Origin of the sequence: Myxococcus sp. CA033 (genome assembly GCF_013336625.1) — a bacterium.
GTDB lineage: Bacteria > Myxococcota > Myxococcia > Myxococcales > Myxococcaceae > Myxococcus > Myxococcus llanfairpwllgwyngyllgogerychwyrndrobwllllantysiliogogogochensis.
In genome coordinates this window covers 69526-86380 of sequence record NZ_JABUMU010000018.1, presented here as the reverse complement: position 1 = coordinate 86380, position 16855 = coordinate 69526, and the positions used below count along the sequence as shown (strand labels likewise).

Sequence of the window (16855 nt, the reverse complement as noted above, 5' to 3'; positions counted from 1 at the left end):
AAGGCGGCCACGGAGGCCGTCCGCGCTCCGGTGTCGGCTGCTCCACGCCGAAAGGCGCGGAGCGAGGCGTGTCTACTGGCGGCCGAGCCTCAGCTCTCGTTCGGCCTGCTGCCAGTCCTGCTCGTGACTGCCGTGGTTGCCGCCTCGTGCCAGATAGATTTCGTAGGCGCGCCGGGCAATCTGCTCGTGAGGAATGGGGCCGCGTGAGGCCTTGGACCCGTTGGCGTGTTCCGTGGGCTGCGTCGCCGTATGCGGGGTCGACTTTTGTGTGTTGTTGCGAGCCATCGAGGCGCCTCCGGGAAAGGGCGCGCGAAGCTTGAGTCTCGAGAGGTGCACGCGAAAGCGACCTGATGCGTTGGGGGTTGGCGACGCAACATGCCGAGTGACGCCGTGTCGCGCGGTGGACAGCGCGGGCGCTTGACGCGGATTCGACGTGACTCGCGAGGCAGAGCGAGCAGGCACGGCCCTACTTCAGCGCGGTCATCGCTGCTTCGAGCGCGCGCTGCATCGCGGTGCTCATGCCGAGGGTCGCCGCTTCGGACGATGTGCACCAGCGCAGTTCCTGGAATGCCGCCGAGCGGGTGGGGCGCAGCGGCCCCGATACCCGGTAGAGGCGCAGCGTGAGGTCGCGATGGGTGAGCTGCCGCTTCACCGTGCCCAGCATGGCCTCCAGCTTCACGCCCGCGCCCAGCGCTCCAGTGAGGCGGAGTGTGGTTTCCGCTTCGGTGGCGTCCTCATCCACCTCGGCGGCGGGGAGTTCCCACAGGCCCCCGAAGAGGCCGGAGTCCGCGCGGCGAGCGAACAACAGGGTGTCCGCGTGGGCCCACACGGCGAGGGCCAGCGTCAGCTTCTTCGGCGCGGCGCGCACCTTGGCGGGTGGCAGCTCGTCCACGCGGCCCTTGCGGAAGGCGACGCAGCCGGTGCGCACCGGGCACAACAGACACAGCGGGTTCTCCGGGCGGCACGTCGTGGCGCCGTGCTCCATGAGCGCCTGGTTGAAGTCGCCGGGCCGCTCGCCCTTCACCAGCAGGGTGGCGAGTTCCCAGAGCGTGGCCTCTCGCTCGCGGTCACCGGGGAGACCTTCCACTTCGAAGAGTCGGGACAGCACGCGCGCGACGTTGCCATCGACGAGCGGAGCCTGTTCTCCGAAGGCGATGGAGGCCACCGCGCCGGAGGTGTAGCGGCCGAAGCCAGGGAGAGAGAGCAGCTCCGCCGCGGTCGAGGGCAGCTTGCCGCCGAAGCGCGACACCACTTCCTGCGCGGCGCGGTGCAGGTTGCGCGCGCGGGAGTAGTAGCCCAGGCCCTTCCAGCCGGAGAGAACGTCATCCAGCGGAGCGGCGGCCAGGGCGAGCACCGTGGGGAATCGCGCGAGGAAGCGCTCCCAGTAGGGAATCACGGTGGCCACCTGCGTCTGCTGGAGCATGACCTCGCTCAGCCAGATGGCATACGGGTCCTTCGTGCGGCGCCAGGGCAGGTCGCGCTTGTTCCGGTCGTACCAGTCCAACAGGGGGGCGCGGACCGAGGCGAGGTGCGCGGTGCTCGGAGTCACCGTGGGAACACGGGCCGACACGACGGCACGCGGTGGACGACCGCGCTTCGCGCGAGGAGGCTCCACGGGTGTGGCCTCATGAGTCATCGCGGCAACGGGGACTGAAGACTGTGCGGGCACGGCTTCAGGCTTGCGCGGCGGACGACCTCGACGCGGACGGACCATGTTCCGGTCCTGCTCCGTCGTGGGTTCGGCCGGGGGCGCCGCACCCGAGTCCAGCATTCCAAGCTGCGTCTGGGTGTCCGGTGTTGCGGCGCGCTTCGTGGGGCGACTGCGGGGACTCATGCGTCTTTCTTCACGGGGTTGGCCATGCGGTGGGCAACACGGTCGAACAGGCCGGGGACGAATCGGTTGGCCAGTACCATGACGCGTCCGGGGAGGGTGAGGATGGTGTCGCGCCGTCCTCGCACGCTCGCGCGCACCATCGATTGGGCGACTTCCTCCGACGACATGGCCTTCAACGGAACGGCTTCCTGCGCCCAGCCCTCCGCGTTCAACCGGTGCTCGCGGAACTCGCTCTCGGTAAAGCCCGGAGACACGAGCAGCACGCGGATGCCCTCCGTCGCCAGCTCCGTGCGCAGCGACTCCGTCATCGCGTTCACCGCGGCCTTCGACGCGCAGTACCCACCCAGCAACGGCAACCCGCGATGTCCCAGCACGGAGCTGACATTCACCACCTGGGCCCCGCGCCGTCCGCGCAGCAGTGGCAGCGCCGCGCGAGTCACCCGCCACAGCGCGAACACGTTCAGCTCGAAGACCTGCCGAAGCTGCTCCTCGCTGATGGACGCCAGGGGGCCGTACAAGCCCTGGCCCGCGTTGTTCACCAGCACGTCCAGCCCACCGAAGGCGGCCTGTGTCTCGCGCATGAGGTGCTCCACGTCCTCGCTGCGCGTCACGTCGCACCGCACGGACAGTGCCCTGACGCCGAGTGACTCCACTTCACGGGCGACATCCTCCAGTCGCTCCAGGCGCCGGGCGGCGAGCACGACATGCGCCCCCGCCGCCGCGTAGGCCCGAGCCGCCGCGCGGCCGATGCCGCTGGACGCTCCTGTGATGAGGACGACTCGCTCCTTGAAGGGTTGGCTCTTCATGGTGGCGGGGACCATACTCCCAGGGTTGCGCACCCGGACTGTCATTCAACCCGCTCCGGGGGCTCGTTTCCCTGCCTGTTCCCCTTCTGGCGGAGCGAGCGAACGCCTAGGATGCGCCGCTTCCATGCGGCGCCCCCCTCTCAGCAACGACTTCTCCTGGTCCAAGAGCCGCCACGAGAAGTTCTCCGAATGCCTGCGCTCCTACTACTTCTACTACTACCGCTCGTGGGGCGGGTGGGAGGCGGACGCGCCGAAGGACGTGCGAGAGCTGTACGTGCTCAAGAAGCTGGCCAACCGCTTCAGTTGGGCGGGCAGCATCGTGCACGAGCAGATCAAGGACGTGCTCCTGGACTGGCGTGCGGGGCGCACTGTCGACCCGGCCGCGGTGGAGGCCCGGGCTCGCAAGGTGATGCAGGACGACTTCCGGCACTCGCGCGGGAAGCTCTACTGGTCGCAGAAGTACCGCAAGCCGTTCACCGGGCTCGTCGAGCACGAGTACGGCGACGTGCTGCCGGACGAGGCCTGGAAGCAGAACTGGGAGACGGTGCGCGCGGCGCTGGCGTGGTTCTTCACGTCGCGCTGGCCCGTCATCGCCAAGAGCCTCAAGCCCGAGCAGTGGTTGGAGGTCGACGCGGGCTTCGACTTCGCCCACTTCACGCTGAACGGGCTGAAGGTGTTCGCCATCCCCGACTTCGCCTTCGTGGACGCCGACGGCACGCCCGTCGTGGTGGACTGGAAGACGGGCAAGTCTCGCGATGGCTATGACGAGCAGGTGCTCGGCTACGCGCTCTACGTGTCGCAGCGCTACCGCTTCCCGGTGGAGAAGGTGCGCGCTTCGCTGGTGTACCTCAACGAGGGCAAGGAGCAGGACGTCCAGGTGGACCTGGGCGCCATGGCGTCCTTCCACCAGCACTTCGAGACGAGCGTGGCGAAGATGCGCTCGCTCTTGAAGGACCCCGCGACGAACACGCCGCTGGACGCGTCCGCCTTTCCGACCTCGGAGTCCCTGTCTCCTTGTGTGCGCTGCGTGTTCCGTCGTCCCTGCGGGCGAGAAGCCGCCGTGACGGCGCAGCAGTCCTCGCCCCAGCAGGTGGCGTGAGGCGTCAGCGTGTGGAGGCGAGCCGGCGCACGACGACGCCGGCCGCGTTCATCCCGAAGCACGACGTGACGAAGGACACGCTTCCGTCAATCTGCGTGCGGTGGTCGCACGTGTGGAAGTCGTTGTCGTTCGGGCACACGCAGAGGAAGCCGTCCGTGGAGTCGTCGTAGTTGAGGGCCACGGGCATGCGCCGCGCTTCGATGGAGTAGACGGCGGTGATGCCGGTGTGCCGGTCCGTCTCCACGCCGTACTTGCGCTTGAGCAGCTTGCGGATGTCCTTGGCGAACGGGTCCATGTGCGTCTCGGACAGGTCCTCCACGCGGATGGCGGTGGGGTCCAGTCGCGCGGCGGCGCCCATGGAGCTGACCACGGGAATGCCCAGCGACACGCAGCGGTGCAGGAGGTGCAGCTTCGCCTTCACGTTGTCGATGGCGTCGACGACGAAGTCGTACTGGCCGGCCTGGAGCATCTGCTCCGCGATTTCCTCGCGGTAGAACTCGCGCACGGCTTCGACCTTCGCCTCCGGGTTGATCTCCCGGCAGCGCTGCGCCATCAGGTCCGCCTTCGGCTTGCCCACGGCCTTCACCGTCGCGTGGAGCTGGCGGTTGGTGTTGGTGACGCACACGTCATCGTGGTCCACCAGCGTGAGGTGGCCGATGCCACTGCGCACCAGTCCCTCGGCCGCGTAGCTGCCCACGCCGCCCAGGCCGAACACCACGACGCGTGCGTTGGCCAGCCGCTCCATCGCCGTGTCGCCCAGCAGTCGGCCCGTGCGGTCGAAGCGCCGGGACAGCTTGAAGGGCCTGGCGAGCGAGCCCGTGGCCGCATTCGGCGTGGCCGTCGTGGCGGCGGGCGGGGTCTCAGGCTGGGGAGGGGCGGGCGGTGGGGGCTGCGGGTTCATGGGAGTCCTCTATAACGCGACCGCTCGCCTACCGCGAAGCGGGGGGGAAACCTTCCCGGAAGAGCCTGCGGGCATTCTCGGTCGTCCGCTGGGCGACCTCGTCGAGGGGCTCCCCCCGGACGCGGGCCATCCCCTCCAGGATGTGGGGCAGGTAGGCCGGCTCGGAGCGGCCCCCCCGGTGGGGCGTGGGCGCCTGGTCCGGGGCGTCCGTCTCCGCCATCAGTCGCTCCAGGGGAATGGCGCGCAGCGCATCCAGCGGCTTGCGTGCCTCCGCCCACGTCACCGGGCCCGCGAAGGAGAAGTGGCAGCCCTTCTGGAGATAGAAGCGCGCCAGCTCCACGCCGCCGCTGTAGCTGTGCATGAGCAGGCCCGCCTCCGGAATCTGCTCCTGCTTGAGCAGTTCGATGAGCGCGGGATGGAGTCGGTGACAATGCATCAACACGGGGAGCTGGTGCTTGCGAGCGAGCGCCAGGTGCCTCCGGAGCACCGACACCTGTCGCTCCAGCGGCGCGCCGGGAAGGGACGGACCATCCAGTCCGCACTCGCCCACGGCCACCGCGCCGCCCTTCGACAACAGCGCGTCGAGCAACTCCATCGCCACGTCGTCCTCCTCGGGCGTCATCTCCGGCAGGAGCTGGGGGTGGATGCCCAGGCCCACCTGGATGCGGGGCTCGTTCCGGGACAGCGCCAGCAAGGGTTCCCAGTCATGCGTGCCCACGCCGGGGATGAGGATGCCTTGGAGGCCCGCGGCCCAGGCTCGCTCCAGCACGAAGGTTCGGTCCTCATCGAATCGCGTCGCATCGAGATGGCAGTGGGTGTCGATCATTCATCACGCCGTGGGGCATCGCCGTTCAATCAGGAACACGCTTCTGGAACCCACCCCGGGGAACCATCGCGGTCATTTTCCCGAGGCTATACGCCCTCCTCTTTTTTGGAGGGGCAATATGGACAAGCGAGTCGTCGGGGCGCTGTGTTGCGCGCTGTGGGTACTCTCGTCGGGGTGTGCTGACGAGTGCGTCGACCAGTTCGATTGTCGCGCGGACAATGGCCAGCCCGCCGAGGGGCAGGAGTGGGTCTGCACCGCCGACAATGAATGTGAGCAGCGTCCCATTCCCGCTCCTCCCGAGCCGGACGCGGGAGAGCCGGACGCGGGAGAGCCTGACGCGGGTGTCCCGGATGCGGGAGAGCCTGACGCGGGCGTGCCGGATGCGGGCCCGGCGGATGGTGGAGGCCAGGGCACGGCGGGGAAGGGCGAGAGCTGCGCGGCCTCCGCGGATTGCATCGCGGGCTTGCGCTGTGAGGGCACGCCCCTGACGTGTCAGGCGCAGCATGTCGCAGTGACGGGGCGCGACGACGCGGGCGTCTCGAAGGCGCTCGTCATGCGCTACGACACGCCGGGCATGACGGCGTTGTCGGACGGGGATACGGACAGCCGCTACCCGCGCTGGGCACCGAGCGGCACGCGGGTATCGTTCGCGCAGGGAGCCGTGGACACGTCCGCGGAGAAGGTCGCGGGTGACCTGACGGTGCGCGATGTTCCGCTCGTCCAGGGGCAGGCCCTGGTCCTCGCGGATGGTGGCTCGGGCAACACGGAGAGCTTCCGCTCCATGGAGTGGGAGCCGAGCAGCTCCATCGCCTGGGTGCGGCAGAACGGCAGCAGCCGCTCGGGCATCTCCGTGGTGTCGACGGACCCCGCGGGCAGTGTGGTATCGCAGGCCACGACGACGGGCGCGTTCCCGGACTGGGCTCCGGATGGCACGACGTTCGTCTACAACGTGACGGGCGAGGGCCTGTTGACCTCGAGCCTCGGCGCCTCGCCGACGCCCCTGGCCAACTCGGGGGCCACCGCGGAGCAGGCGCACTACAACCACGTCAATTCCCAGCTCCTGTTCCTGTCCAACCCGAACAACGAAATGGTGACGTTCGCCGGGGACGCCATCCCCGTGCCGCTGTTCCGGCTGTACTCGCTCAACGTGACGGGGGGTGGGCAGCCCCAGCTCATCGCGGATGTCTCCACGGAGACGTCCACGGATGGCACCATCGACTCGTTCATCGCCAGTCCCATCTGGGCTCCGGATGGGACCTGGTCCGCGTACGTGCGCGCGTACTACTTCAAGCCCACCACGGGAGATGCCGTGCTGTGCGGCGGGGCCGTCTCTCCCTGCCAGACGCGGCCGGGCAACGCCATCTTCCTGCGGACCATCAATCCGCAAGATGGCACCGGCACCGGCACCGAGGTGCGGCTCGCTGATGACGGTACGCTCCCGTCATTCTCTCCGGATGGCCGCTTCGTCGCCTTCATCAAGGCGGGGCAGCTCAACGTCCAGCAGATCGACCCGGTCACCGGCGCTCCGGTGAACGCGGCCATCGTCCATCCGAGGGCGGGCTACACGCTCCAGACAGGTGACAGCGACGACCACCGGCCGCGCTGGCAGCCCCGGTAGTCCGAGTCGTGCTCGGCCCGCGTTCCGGTGAAGTGTCCGGGGCGCGGGCCTGCCGTCCTTCGCGAGCGACGCGTCGAGTACTGCTCGGCCGCGCTGGCAGCCCCGGTAGTCCGAGTCGTGCTCGGCCCGCGTTCTGGTGAAGTGTCCGGGGCGCGGGCCTTCCGTCCTTCGCGTGCGACGCGTCGAGCCTTGCGGCTCGGGGTGCCACCGGAATAGGCAGGGGCCCTCGGTCCGCCACATGCGTATGGACCGTGCCCCGGAGGACTCGGATGAAGACTGGCCTCGTGACGCTCGGTGTCCTGCTGTTCGCTGGCTGTGCCACCGTGCCGACCGCGCGGCTGGACGATGGCGGCGGTGGCACCGTGGCCGCTGACCCGCACCCGGACGTGGAGCCTGTGCGCCTGGAGACGCGCGCGGGCACCTTCCTGGTGCACCCGAACAACGCCGAGGACTTCTCACGCGCGCTCGCGGGCGAGCCTACCCAGCAGAACTACACCAGCGAACTGCTGGCGGGAGACTGACACCCAGGGCTCCCGGCCGCGTCCCGAGTCGAGGGAGCGGCCCGAGGGAGCCTGGGATGCTGTCGTGCTTCAACCTACGACGATGATGCGGCGCCCCAGGGCCCGCGCCATCTGCGGCGAGGTCATCACCTCCAGCGCCTCACCGAGTTCGCCACCGGCCGTGTCGAAGGCCGCGGCGATGACTTCCCCCACGGTGAGCTGGGCCCTCTCCGCGGCCACCCGGGCCCGCTGAGCCGTCCGCCGGAGCGCGGGCATCACCCGGCGACCCTGCCTGCGGACCGTGACGCTCTTGCGTGTCGTCCTCTTGGCCATGTGCTCCTCCCACCACGCGGTTCAGCGCGGGTGAGTACACCTGGGGTCTGACATATGCAGACGAGGTGCCAGTCGGAGGCTCACCTGGCAGGTAACCTGCTCTACGGGATTTCCCTGTAGTGAAGCAGGGTTCCAGGTTCACCACCTCACGGTAAACGTCGGGGTTCGGAACCGATTCCTCGTTCTGTCGAGATTTTTCGTTCAGCCAGCCCGGGAATCTCGACGTTTCGTTCAAGAGTCGAGAGTCGGCCAGAAGCCGCAAGGACTGCGAGTGTGCTCAGTCTTGAATGACTCAGGTGTCATTCGAGCCCCGCCCTTTTGGTCGAAAAATTGGCACTGCGGGGTGAGGCTGACACGCGCGTCGCGCTCTCGTGGGCGGAGTGTTCAGTGCGGTATACGCCGGCGCATGCCTCAGACCCTCTGCCCGAGCTGCGGTCATAGCCCCATTCCCCGGGGTGCCACGGCCTGTCCCGCCTGTGGTGAGCCGTTCGATCATCTCCAGTCCTACAAGAAGGTCGGCCGCACGCGGCTGGACAGGTTGGGGGACGCGGTGGACGACGACGCCACGGTGTTCGGTGGCGACCTGGTGACGAGCGCGGTGTCCGCCCATCCAGGGCCCGTGGCGGGTGTGCTGGGGGCGAGCGCGGCGGCGTGGTTCCTGCGAGCCGGTGGCGTGTTGGGCTCGCTCCAGGACCCCTCGTGGACGTACGGGCTGGTGGCGCTGGACCTATTGCTCGCGCTGGTGCTGGTGGTCAACCGGGGGCCCGCGAAGGGGCTCGCGCAGACGGGGCTGGTGGTGCAGCTGTTGGCCACGGCCTGGCTTGCGCGCGCGGCGCCGACGGCCCCGGTGCACGTGGCCTACTTCGCGCTGGGACTGGTGGCGCTGACGCTGGTGCTGGGCGAGCCCGGCGCCGCGCGGCGGTACGTGGGCCTGGGGCTGGGACTCGCCGTGGCGTTGGCGTCGTCGGTGCTCCTCGCCATGCCGGGGACGCTGACTCCGGGGGGCGGTGGTGGCGTCCGCCAGCTCCTGGTTGGCAGTGAGCTGGGATACCGGCTGGAGCTGCCCGTGGGCTGGGAGCGGCTGACGCGCGAGCAGCTCTCCACGCACCTGGTGCTGCCCACGGCGACGCTGAATGGCAGTGGCGTGGGCTTCGGTGATGTGGCGCGAGGACGCTTCGGTCTCTTGTGGGTGGAGCGCTCGCCGGGTGTGTCGCTGGCGGCGGGGTGTCAGGGCCTGCTGCGCTCGTTGGGTGGGGCGTCGAATGCGCCGTTGACGCGTCCCGCGCCCGCGGCGCTGGGAGGCCGCACGCAGCTCTACGCGCTGAACACGTCGGCGGGGGCGCGAGGCACGCTGGGCTGCGGGCTGCTGGCGGATGGTCGACTGGTGGGGCTGGCCGTCGTCGCCGCCGGGTCGGGTGATGTACAGACGGGCGATGCGCAGGGGGCCGCGGCCTTCGCGGCGGTGGGCGAGGGACTCGCGTTGCAGTAAAGGGCAGCCCGCCATGAACGTTCAGGTCCTCTTCCACGACAACTGCTTCGACGGTGCCGCGAGCGCCGCGGTGTTCTCCCGCTTCTATCGGGAGCGCGTCCGCGCGGACGCGGCCTTTGGCTACCAGGGCCTGAATCACAAGCCGGGCGCGGAGGGCATCGACCCGGCGGTCTTCACTGGCGAGGAGAACGTCATCGTCGACTTCCGCTACAGCCAGGACGCGCGGCTGACGTGGTGGTTCGACCACCATGCCTCCGCCTTCCAGCAGCCGGGGGACGAGGCGCACTTCCGCGCGGACACCAGCGGGCGCAAGTTCCACGACGGGCACCGCAAGAGCTGCACGAAGTACCTGGCGGACGTGGCGCACGAGCGCTTCGGCTGGGATGCGTCGTCGCTCTCGGACCTCATCCACTGGGCCGAAATCATCGACGGCGCCCAGTTTCCGTCGCCCCAGATGGCGGTGGCGCTGGAGGAGCCCGCGCTGCGCATCATGACGGTGCTGGAGGCGAACAAGGACCCGGCGCTCATCCCCGAGGTCATCCGGCGCATGCAGTCGGAGTCGCTCGCGGAGCTCGCCGCCTCGCCGCTCATCGCCACGCCGCTGGCCCCGCTGCTCTCGCGTCACCAGGGCCACATCGAGCTGGTGCGCGCGAAGGCCCGCTACGAGCGCGGCGTCGTCTTCTTCGACCTGGTGGACGAGGGCGTCGACAGCCTCAACAAGTTCATCGCGTACGCGCTCTATCCGGATGCGCGCTACACGCTGTGGGTGGGCAAGGGCGCGTCGCGCGCCAAGGTGTCGCTCGGCTCCAACCCGTGGAAGCCGGAGCTGCGCAAGCACGACCTGTCCGCGATTGCCGGCCGGTTCGGCGGTGGCGGCCATCCGGTGGTGGCGGCGGCCAGCTTCAAGGCGGACCAGTCCGACAAGGCCCGCGCCGCGTACCAGGAGATTCTCGCGGAGCTGTCCACCGCGGGCTGACGGAGGGGCGGACTACCGGCGCTCGAAGAACGAGAAGCCGGCCAGCCGCAGCAGTCGCACCACCGTCACCATGGGCAGGCCCTGCACGTTGGCGCGGTCTCCTTCCAGTCGCGCCAGCAGTGCCTGTCCCGCGCCCTCCACGCGGTAGCTGCCGCAGCAGCCCTCCCACTCGTTCAGGTCCAGGTAGCGCTCCAACTCGTCGGGCGTCACGGCGTGGAAGGTGAGTCGGGCGGTCTCCACGGCCTCGCTGACGTGGCCTCCGGGGCCCACGAGGCAGACGCCGGTGTGGATGTCGTGGGTATGGCCCAGCAACTTGCCCAGTTGCCCGCGCGCGGCGTCGCGGTTGTCGGGCTTGGTGAGCGTCTCGCCGGCGACTTCGACGAGCTGGTCGGCGCCCAGCACCCAGGCGTCCGGGTTGCGCGCGTGGACCGCGCGGGCCTTGCGGGCCGCCAGCTCCCGGACCGCCTCCTTCGCGGACAGGTGGGGAGCCACCGTCTCGTCCACCCCTGGGGAATGGGTGCGGTAGGGCAGGCCCAGGCCGTCCATCAGCGCTCGGCGGGCGCTGGACGTGGACGCCAGAATCAAGTCTCTCATGGGGCTCCCACCCTAGTTCACCCGAGCGCGCGCGGGGATGCCGCCTGCCGAGCGAGCATGCACGTCCCCGCTTCCCGGCCACGAGGTGATGCCGTAGCCTGACGCCCCATGTCGCGGCGCGGTCTGCTCGCCCTCTGCCTTCTCCTCACCGCGTGTAAGCGGAACGCCTCGGCCCCGGAGACGGGAGACGCCGGTCCGCCGGAGGTGTCCTCGGTGAAGGCCCCGGCGGCCAATGCCTCCCCGGCGGAAGGTGCCGACGTCGCCTCGCGTCCCGTGCAGCCGCTCGCGGTGTGTCGCGCGCAGGGCAGCTCTCCGCTGGACGCGGCGCGCGGGTACTACGACGGAGGTCGCTTCGAGGAGGCGCTGTCGTGCGCGGCGCAGGCGGCGGCCCTGGAGCCGGACCTCGCGGCGGCCCATGCCGAGCGCGGCGTGGCGCTGGCCGCGCTGGGACGCGAGCCCGAGGCCCAGCTCGCCTTCGCGCGGGCGCTCGCCATCGACCCGGGGGACTCGGATGCGCTGCTGGGCGCGGCGCACCTCTATGCCGTGCAGCTGCCCTCCACGCGCGAGCGAGACGAACTGGGCACGCTCTACGCCGAGCGCGGCCTGTCTCAGCCCGGCACGCCTCCGGAGCTGATTCCGCATCTGGCGCTGGTGGCGGCCATGGCCTTCAACGACCTGGGCCAGTCGGAAGAGGCCCTGGCGCGCGCGGCCATCGTCCTGGCCCGGGAGCCGGGCAGCAGGGAAGCGCTCTACGAGCGGGCCCTGGCCCTCTTCGAGCTGTGTCGCTTCGCCGAGGCGAAGGTGGCCTTCCAGGGGCTCGTGTCCGACGCGGAGCGCGCCGCGCATGCGCACCAGCACCTGGGCTTGCTGCTGGAGCGAGAGGGGAAGTGGAAGCAGGCGCAGGTCCACTTCGACAAGGCCCGGAGCCTGGCGCCGGAGGACTTCCCGACGCCGCCCCTGCCTGGCGAGGACGCCTTCCGCCTGGACGTGGCGCGGGCCGTGTCGGAGCTGCCCGTGGACATGCGGGGTGACCTGGAGGGCGTGCCCGTCACCGCGGAGGAGTTGCCCGCCGAGGGTGACTTGCTGGCCAACCAGCCTCCGCTGTCGCCCACCATCCTTGGATTGTTCAGAGGGCCGCCGCTGGGCGCGCCGTGCGACGGAACGGAGACACCGTGCCGCTCCGTGGTGCTCTACCGACGCAACCTGGCGAGGGCCGTGCGCACGCCGGCGGAGCTGCACGAGCAGATTCGCGTGACATTGCTGCACGAAATCGGGCATCTGCGAGGGGAGGACGATGAAGAACTGGCCGCGCGCGGCCTGGAGTGACGCGAATGGCCATCAACGTAACGCTTCCCGTGGCACGTACGACTCCCAAGGGCGCGAAGTCCCTGCGCACCGGAAACCCCTGGCTGTACCGCACCGAGCTGGCCGCCCCGCCCGACGTGACGGGCCCTGGCGCGGTGGTGCTGGTGGTGGACTCGCAGGGCAACCCCATTGGCCAGGCCCTCTATGCGCGGCGCTCCCCGCTGGCGCTGCGGCTGCTGACGCGCAAGCCTCCTCGCGAGCAGCCGGTGAACGACCTCTTCTTCCGTCGTCGCCTGGAGGCCGCGCTCGCGCGCAGGTCCTCGCTGTCCGGGCGCGACGGTCTGCGGCTGGTGCATGGTGAGTCGGACCAACTGCCCGGTCTCTTCGTGGACCGCTACGGCAAGGGCCTGACGCTCCAGACGCTCTCCGAGGGCATGGACGCCCGCAAGGAGTCCCTGGCGAAGATGCTGGTGGAACTCACCGGCGCCACCCACGTGGTGTGCCGCGACGACGCCTCCGGCCGCGACTTCGAGGGCCTTCCGCGCGAGTCGCGCTTCCTGCACGGCGAGGGCGAATCGCGCTTCACGTACCACGAGGGCGACAACCGCTTCGAAGTGGACCTGCTGGGCGACATGAAGACGGGCGCCTTCCTGGACCAGGTGGACAACCACCTGCGCGCCGGAGAGCTGGCGCGCGGCGAGGCGCTGGACCTCTTCAGCTACCACGGTGGCTTCGCGCTGGCCCTGGCTCGCAACTCCGAGTCGGTGCTCGCGGTGGAGCAGGACGAGAAGGCCGCGGCGCGCATCGGCGAAAACGCCCGCGCCAACAACCGGACGAACGTCAGCGTGGAGAACGCCAACGCCTTCGATGTGCTCAAGCGCTTCGACTCACAGAGCCGGCGCTTCGACACCATCGTGTTGGACCCGCCGGGGCTCGCCAAGCGCCGCGAGGGCCTGGAGACCGCGCTGCGCGCCTACCACGAGCTGAACCTGCGCGCGTTGCGCTGCTTGAATCCGGACGGACTGCTCGTCACCTGCTCGTGCTCCGGCAAGCTGGACCGCGCGGGCTTCGAGGAGATGCTGCTCGGCGCCGCGGCGGACGCCAAGCGCCCGATTCAGATTCTGGAGCGCCGGGGCGCGGGCCTGGACCACCCGGTGCTCGGTGGGTTGCAGGAGACGGAGTACCTCAAGGCCCTCTACGTGCGCGCCCTCTAGCAGCGCGCGCGCACGGGGACGACGGGGCTGCTCACGACAGCCCCAGCTCCTTGCGCAGCTTGCCCACGACCTTGAAGTACTCGGTTCGAGGGAAGGGGACATTCAGGATGTGGAAGTCCTTCTTGGCCAGCCCCACGCAGCCGAAGCAGTAGTTGCAGTCCTGCAGGTTGCGGCAGAGCACCAGGTACGCGCTGGTGGTGCAGTTCTCGCTCTGCAGGCAGTAGGCGCACGCGTGACAGCTCTTGCACTCCACGCAGTGCGAGCAGTTGTTGCACAGCTCGCACCGCGTGCAGTGGGTGCACTGGAAGCAGCTGTCGCAGTCCTTGCAGAACATGCAGTTGGCGCAGCGCTGACATCCCTCGCATGCGTAGGAGCCGGGGTTGCCGGGGTCCGACGCAAAGCTCTTGGTGAGCTTCTGGAGTTGTTCCAGGAACTCCCGCTTGCCGAGCGTCGCCACCAACGCGCGTGCGGCCTTCTCCGCGGCGAGCGGATCCACTGCGTCGGGCCGCGTACCTTTCTCCTTCACCACCCGGGACACTCCTTGCCCATTGTCGGGGCTCACTGAAGCCGGGCCAGCCCGGCCAGGTCGATTCCACGCGCCACCCGCCGCACCTCCACCGTACCCGGGAAACCCCGGCTGGTGACGGCCACCACGAAGCGGTCGCCCACCAGCAGGTTGGCCTCCGCCAGCGACTCCTCCGCGTCGTACCTCACGAAGCCCACCGCGTCCTTCCAGTGGATGGGGGCCGCCGGGTCGCTGGGTGCCCGGTCCTTGGCCCGCTCCGCCGCGTCGCGGATGGCCTGTCCAATCTTCTCGCCCATCGTGGTGTCCACGATGCGCACCTTCACCTCTCGTCCCTCACCTCGGGTGAACAGGCGCTCGGCCTCGGAGACGGACACCTCGCCGTACTTGCCGGTGGAGCCCTGGGTGCGCGCGACGGTGAACCCCTCCAGCGTCTCTGGGAGGAAGGGGGCCAGCGTCTTGAAGTACACGCAGGGCGCGCTCGCGGCGGGCACGGAGGCTTCCACCTCGCGTGAGGCGCCGTCACGGTCCAGGCATCCGACACCTGGAGCGAGCGCGAGCAGGGCGGCGGTGAGGTGGAGGAGAAAGTTGTCGCGCACGGACGAATCAAAGGGTATCCCCGGCCCGCGCGCAATGGACCTCTCGAAGCTCAACCCTCCGCAGCGCGAGGCCGTGGTTACCCTCCAGGGGCCCTTGCTGGTCCTCGCGGGTGCTGGCAGCGGGAAGACTCGCGTCATCACCCACCGCATCGTCCACCTGCTCAACGAGCGACCAGACCACATCCTGGCTCGCAACATCCTCGCCGTCACCTTCACCAACAAGGCGGCGACCGAGATGAAGGAGCGCCTGGTCCACATGGCCGGGCCGCGCGCGCAGGGCGTGCTGGTGTGCACCTTCCACGCCTTCGGCGCGGAGATGCTCCGCGAGGACATCCATCGCCTGGGGTGGCCCAAGAAGTTCGCCATCGCGGACATGGGTGATCAGCTGGCCATCATCCGCCGCGCCATGCGCGAGCACCGCATCGACGACCGCGCCTTCGACGCGCGCAAGGTGCTCAACCTCATCTCCAAGGCGAAGAACTCCGGCAAGGCCCCGGAGCCCAAGCCGGAGGGCATCGGTGATGACTACGACCTCATCACCCACATGGTGTACCCGGGCTACCAGCTCGCGCTGAAGGCGCAGGGCTCGGTGGACTTCGATGACCTGCTCCTGTTGCCCGCGCGGCTGTTGCGCGAGCACTCGGACCTCTACGTCAAGTACACGCGCCGCTTCCGCTACCTCCTGGTGGACGAGTTTCAGGACACCAACCTGGCCCAGCTCGACGTGCTCAAGCTGATGGCCGGCGAGACGCGCAACGTGTGCGCGGTGGGTGACGACGACCAGTGCATCTACTCGTGGCGCGGCGCGGAGGTGCGCAACATCCTCCACTTCGACAACTTCTTCCCGGGCGGGAAGGAGGTGCGGCTGGAGCAGAACTACCGCTCCGTGCAGATGGTGCTGGACGCGGCCAACGCCGTCATCGCGAAGAACCCCGAGCGCAAGGCCAAGCAGATGTGGACCGACCGCAAGGGCGGCCCCAAGGTCAAGGTCGTCGCGTGCCCCAATGACGAGGAGGAGGCCCGCTTCGTCGCGCACGAAATCCAGAAGCACGTGTCGCTGGGCGTCCCCGAGGACGACATCGCGGTGCTCTACCGGACCAACGGCCAGTCCCACCCGGTGGAGGAGATGCTGCGCGAGAAGGGCATCCCCTACGAAGTCGTGGGCGGCAGCGAGTTCTTCGACCGGCGCGAGGTGAAGGACGTCATCGCGTACTTCAAGGTCATCGTGAACCGGCTGGATGAAATCTCCCTCATGCGCATCGTCAACGTCCCGTCCCGGGGCATCGGCGACGTGACGATGGAGCGGCTGCACGGGCACTCGCGCTCCGAGGGCGTCACCCTGTGGACGGTGATGCGCAAGGCCACCGAGTACGAGGATTTGCCCCCCGGCGCCGGCGAGAAGGTCCGCGAGTTCGTGGAGCTGGTGGAGCGCTACCGCGCCGCGTACGAGCACGGCCAGCTGGCCACCGTGACGCGCAAGCTCCTGGAGGAGATTGGCTTTCGCGAGGCCACGCGCGCCCACGCGCCCAGCGCCACCAGCGCGGACAAGAAGCTCAAGGGCGTGGATGGGGTGCTCGGCTCGCTGGAGCGCTTCGAGAAGCGCGAGGGCCCCAAGGCCAGCCTCCTGACGTACCTCAACCGCCTCAGCCTGGACACGAAGCAGGAGGAGGACGACGACGTGCCCGGCGCCAACCGCCGCGTCACCCTGATGACGGTGCACGCGTCCAAGGGCCTGGAGTACCGGCTCGTCTTCTTCATCGGCATGGAGGAGGACCTGATGCCGCACGGAGGCATGCAGGGCGAGGCGCAGAACCTCGAGGAGGAGCGCCGCCTCTGCTACGTGGGCATCACCCGCGCCAAGGAGACGCTGTACCTCACGCGCGCCGTCACCCGCGTGAAGCGCGGCAAGGAAGTCCCCCGGACGCCCTCCCGGTTCCTGGAGGACCTCCCCCCGGAGGTCGCCGAGCACGTCGCCATGGACGCGCCGCGTCAAGGCGACCCCACGCCGGAGGAGAAGAACTTCTTCGCGAACCTGAAGGAGCGCTTCAAGAAGCCGGCGCCCGGGGCTCCGGGGGGCGGTGGGGTGCCTGGGCGGTAGGGTGGGGTGGGGGCGGCAGACAGGCTTTCCAGGGGCGAGGCCCCACCAACCTTGACTTGATCCCCCATGCCGACTAGGAGGGTCGGCCTTTCCAGGCCTCCGTGGAGTTTCAACGGCGGACCTGCGGTTGGTTAGGCACG

At 69.4% G+C, this 16855-nt stretch carries 17 protein-coding genes; 8 read left to right on the top strand and 9 right to left on the bottom strand.

The window, feature by feature from the left end:
• Window positions 1-72 precede the first annotated feature (72 nt).
• The 3 genes from HUA78_RS31965 to HUA78_RS31955 all read right to left on the bottom strand — a co-directional run bounded on the left by HUA78_RS31965 (window position 73) and on the right by HUA78_RS31955 (window position 2655).
• Complete coding sequence (locus HUA78_RS31965; protein ID WP_141648123.1) at window positions 73-285, bottom strand: DUF2934 domain-containing protein; 213 nt, start codon at window positions 283-285, stop codon at window positions 73-75.
• Between the two features lie 181 nt (window positions 286-466).
• On the bottom strand, window positions 467-1636 hold the full coding sequence (mutY, locus tag HUA78_RS31960) for an A/G-specific adenine glycosylase (RefSeq protein ID WP_217442668.1): 1170 nt from the start codon (window positions 1634-1636) through the stop codon (window positions 467-469).
• A gap of 194 nt (window positions 1637-1830) precedes the next feature.
• Entirely contained in the window at window positions 1831-2655 is an 825-nt protein-coding gene (locus HUA78_RS31955; RefSeq protein WP_174467980.1) for an SDR family oxidoreductase, read from the bottom strand.
• Window positions 2656-2764: 109 nt separating this feature from the next.
• Here HUA78_RS31955 and HUA78_RS31950 point away from each other — a divergent pair, with 109 nt between their 5' ends.
• A complete protein-coding gene (locus tag HUA78_RS31950) occupies window positions 2765-3739 on the top strand; it encodes a PD-(D/E)XK nuclease family protein (protein WP_174477842.1) in 975 nt (324 codons plus the stop codon).
• 4 nt (window positions 3740-3743) lie between these two features.
• Here the strand turns inward: HUA78_RS31950 and HUA78_RS31945 are convergent, their stop codons facing one another.
• Both HUA78_RS31945 and HUA78_RS31940 read right to left on the bottom strand, forming a co-directional pair.
• The gene (locus HUA78_RS31945) at window positions 3744-4640 is read right to left on the bottom strand and encodes a ThiF family adenylyltransferase (protein ID WP_174458544.1); all 897 of its coding nucleotides are present in this window, start codon (window positions 4638-4640) and stop codon (window positions 3744-3746) included.
• Between the two features lie 28 nt (window positions 4641-4668).
• Window positions 4669-5466, bottom strand: a complete 798-nt coding sequence (locus HUA78_RS31940) for a TatD family hydrolase (RefSeq protein ID WP_174477841.1) — start codon at window positions 5464-5466, stop codon at window positions 4669-4671.
• A 118-nt stretch (window positions 5467-5584) separates the two neighbouring features.
• Here HUA78_RS31940 and HUA78_RS31935 point away from each other — a divergent pair, with 118 nt between their 5' ends.
• Together HUA78_RS31935 and HUA78_RS31930 are read left to right on the top strand one after the other, a co-directional pair.
• Entirely contained in the window at window positions 5585-7084 is a 1500-nt protein-coding gene (locus HUA78_RS31935) for a PD40 domain-containing protein (protein WP_174477840.1), read from the top strand.
• A gap of 269 nt (window positions 7085-7353) precedes the next feature.
• Window positions 7354-7605 (top strand): hypothetical protein, encoded by a 252-nt coding sequence (locus HUA78_RS31930; RefSeq protein WP_141648505.1) that lies wholly within the window; start codon window positions 7354-7356, stop codon window positions 7603-7605.
• Between the two features lie 69 nt (window positions 7606-7674).
• On the opposite strand, the gene HUA78_RS31925 is transcribed toward HUA78_RS31930, so the two are convergent.
• Window positions 7675-7917 carry a hypothetical protein gene (locus HUA78_RS31925; RefSeq protein ID WP_141648506.1) on the bottom strand — a complete coding sequence of 81 codons (243 nt, stop codon included), beginning with the start codon at window positions 7915-7917 and terminating at the stop codon, window positions 7675-7677.
• 406 nt (window positions 7918-8323) lie between these two features.
• Between HUA78_RS31925 and HUA78_RS31920 the strand changes: the two genes are divergently transcribed.
• Window positions 8324-9406, top strand: a complete 1083-nt coding sequence (locus HUA78_RS31920; RefSeq protein ID WP_174477839.1) for a zinc ribbon domain-containing protein — start codon at window positions 8324-8326, stop codon at window positions 9404-9406.
• Between the two features lie 13 nt (window positions 9407-9419).
• Window positions 9420-10382 carry a DHH family phosphoesterase gene (locus HUA78_RS31915; protein WP_141648508.1) on the top strand — a complete coding sequence of 321 codons (963 nt, stop codon included), beginning with the start codon at window positions 9420-9422 and terminating at the stop codon, window positions 10380-10382.
• A gap of 12 nt (window positions 10383-10394) precedes the next feature.
• Here HUA78_RS31915 and HUA78_RS31910 read toward each other — a convergent pair whose 3' ends face one another.
• Window positions 10395-10976 (bottom strand): nucleoside triphosphate pyrophosphatase, encoded by a 582-nt coding sequence (locus tag HUA78_RS31910; RefSeq protein WP_174464183.1) that lies wholly within the window; start codon window positions 10974-10976, stop codon window positions 10395-10397.
• A 108-nt stretch (window positions 10977-11084) separates the two neighbouring features.
• Between HUA78_RS31910 and HUA78_RS31905 the strand changes: the two genes are divergently transcribed.
• Together HUA78_RS31905 and HUA78_RS31900 are read left to right on the top strand one after the other, a co-directional pair.
• A complete protein-coding gene (locus HUA78_RS31905; protein ID WP_174464182.1) occupies window positions 11085-12302 on the top strand; it encodes a metallopeptidase family protein in 1218 nt (405 codons plus the stop codon).
• Between the two features lie 5 nt (window positions 12303-12307).
• A complete protein-coding gene (locus tag HUA78_RS31900) occupies window positions 12308-13495 on the top strand; it encodes a class I SAM-dependent rRNA methyltransferase (RefSeq protein ID WP_174477838.1) in 1188 nt (395 codons plus the stop codon).
• A 31-nt stretch (window positions 13496-13526) separates the two neighbouring features.
• Here the strand turns inward: HUA78_RS31900 and HUA78_RS31895 are convergent, their stop codons facing one another.
• Complete coding sequence (locus HUA78_RS31895; protein WP_174458550.1) at window positions 13527-14024, bottom strand: caib/baif family protein; 498 nt, start codon at window positions 14022-14024, stop codon at window positions 13527-13529.
• 29 nt (window positions 14025-14053) lie between these two features.
• Window positions 14054-14617 carry a hypothetical protein gene (locus tag HUA78_RS31890; protein WP_371745699.1) on the bottom strand — a complete coding sequence of 188 codons (564 nt, stop codon included), beginning with the start codon at window positions 14615-14617 and terminating at the stop codon, window positions 14054-14056.
• A gap of 34 nt (window positions 14618-14651) precedes the next feature.
• On the opposite strand from HUA78_RS31890, the gene HUA78_RS31885 reads away from it, so the two are divergent.
• Window positions 14652-16715, top strand: coding sequence for an ATP-dependent helicase (locus HUA78_RS31885; protein ID WP_174477837.1), 2064 nt, complete (start codon window positions 14652-14654; stop codon window positions 16713-16715).
• Window positions 16716-16855 lie beyond the last annotated feature (140 nt).

Bases quoted from the DNA above. Each gene is read 5' to 3' on its own strand.
- HUA78_RS31965 (WP_141648123.1), bottom strand. From the start codon at position 285: ATGGCTCGCAACAACACACAAAAGTCGACCCCGCATACGGCGACGCAG.
- mutY (WP_217442668.1), bottom strand. From the start codon at position 1,636: ATGACTCATGAGGCCACACCCGTGGAGCCTCCTCGCGCGAAGCGCGGT.
- HUA78_RS31955 (WP_174467980.1), bottom strand. From the start codon at position 2,655: ATGGTCCCCGCCACCATGAAGAGCCAACCCTTCAAGGAGCGAGTCGTC.
- HUA78_RS31950 (WP_174477842.1), top strand. From the start codon at position 2,765: ATGCGGCGCCCCCCTCTCAGCAACGACTTCTCCTGGTCCAAGAGCCGC.
- HUA78_RS31945 (WP_174458544.1), bottom strand. From the start codon at position 4,640: ATGAACCCGCAGCCCCCACCGCCCGCCCCTCCCCAGCCTGAGACCCCG.
- HUA78_RS31940 (WP_174477841.1), bottom strand. From the start codon at position 5,466: ATGATCGACACCCACTGCCATCTCGATGCGACGCGATTCGATGAGGAC.
- HUA78_RS31935 (WP_174477840.1), top strand. From the start codon at position 5,585: ATGGACAAGCGAGTCGTCGGGGCGCTGTGTTGCGCGCTGTGGGTACTC.
- HUA78_RS31930 (WP_141648505.1), top strand. From the start codon at position 7,354: ATGAAGACTGGCCTCGTGACGCTCGGTGTCCTGCTGTTCGCTGGCTGT.
- HUA78_RS31925 (WP_141648506.1), bottom strand. From the start codon at position 7,917: ATGGCCAAGAGGACGACACGCAAGAGCGTCACGGTCCGCAGGCAGGGT.
- HUA78_RS31920 (WP_174477839.1), top strand. From the start codon at position 8,324: ATGCCTCAGACCCTCTGCCCGAGCTGCGGTCATAGCCCCATTCCCCGG.
- HUA78_RS31915 (WP_141648508.1), top strand. From the start codon at position 9,420: ATGAACGTTCAGGTCCTCTTCCACGACAACTGCTTCGACGGTGCCGCG.
- HUA78_RS31910 (WP_174464183.1), bottom strand. From the start codon at position 10,976: ATGAGAGACTTGATTCTGGCGTCCACGTCCAGCGCCCGCCGAGCGCTG.
- HUA78_RS31905 (WP_174464182.1), top strand. From the start codon at position 11,085: ATGTCGCGGCGCGGTCTGCTCGCCCTCTGCCTTCTCCTCACCGCGTGT.
- HUA78_RS31900 (WP_174477838.1), top strand. From the start codon at position 12,308: ATGGCCATCAACGTAACGCTTCCCGTGGCACGTACGACTCCCAAGGGC.
- HUA78_RS31885 (WP_174477837.1), top strand. From the start codon at position 14,652: ATGGACCTCTCGAAGCTCAACCCTCCGCAGCGCGAGGCCGTGGTTACC.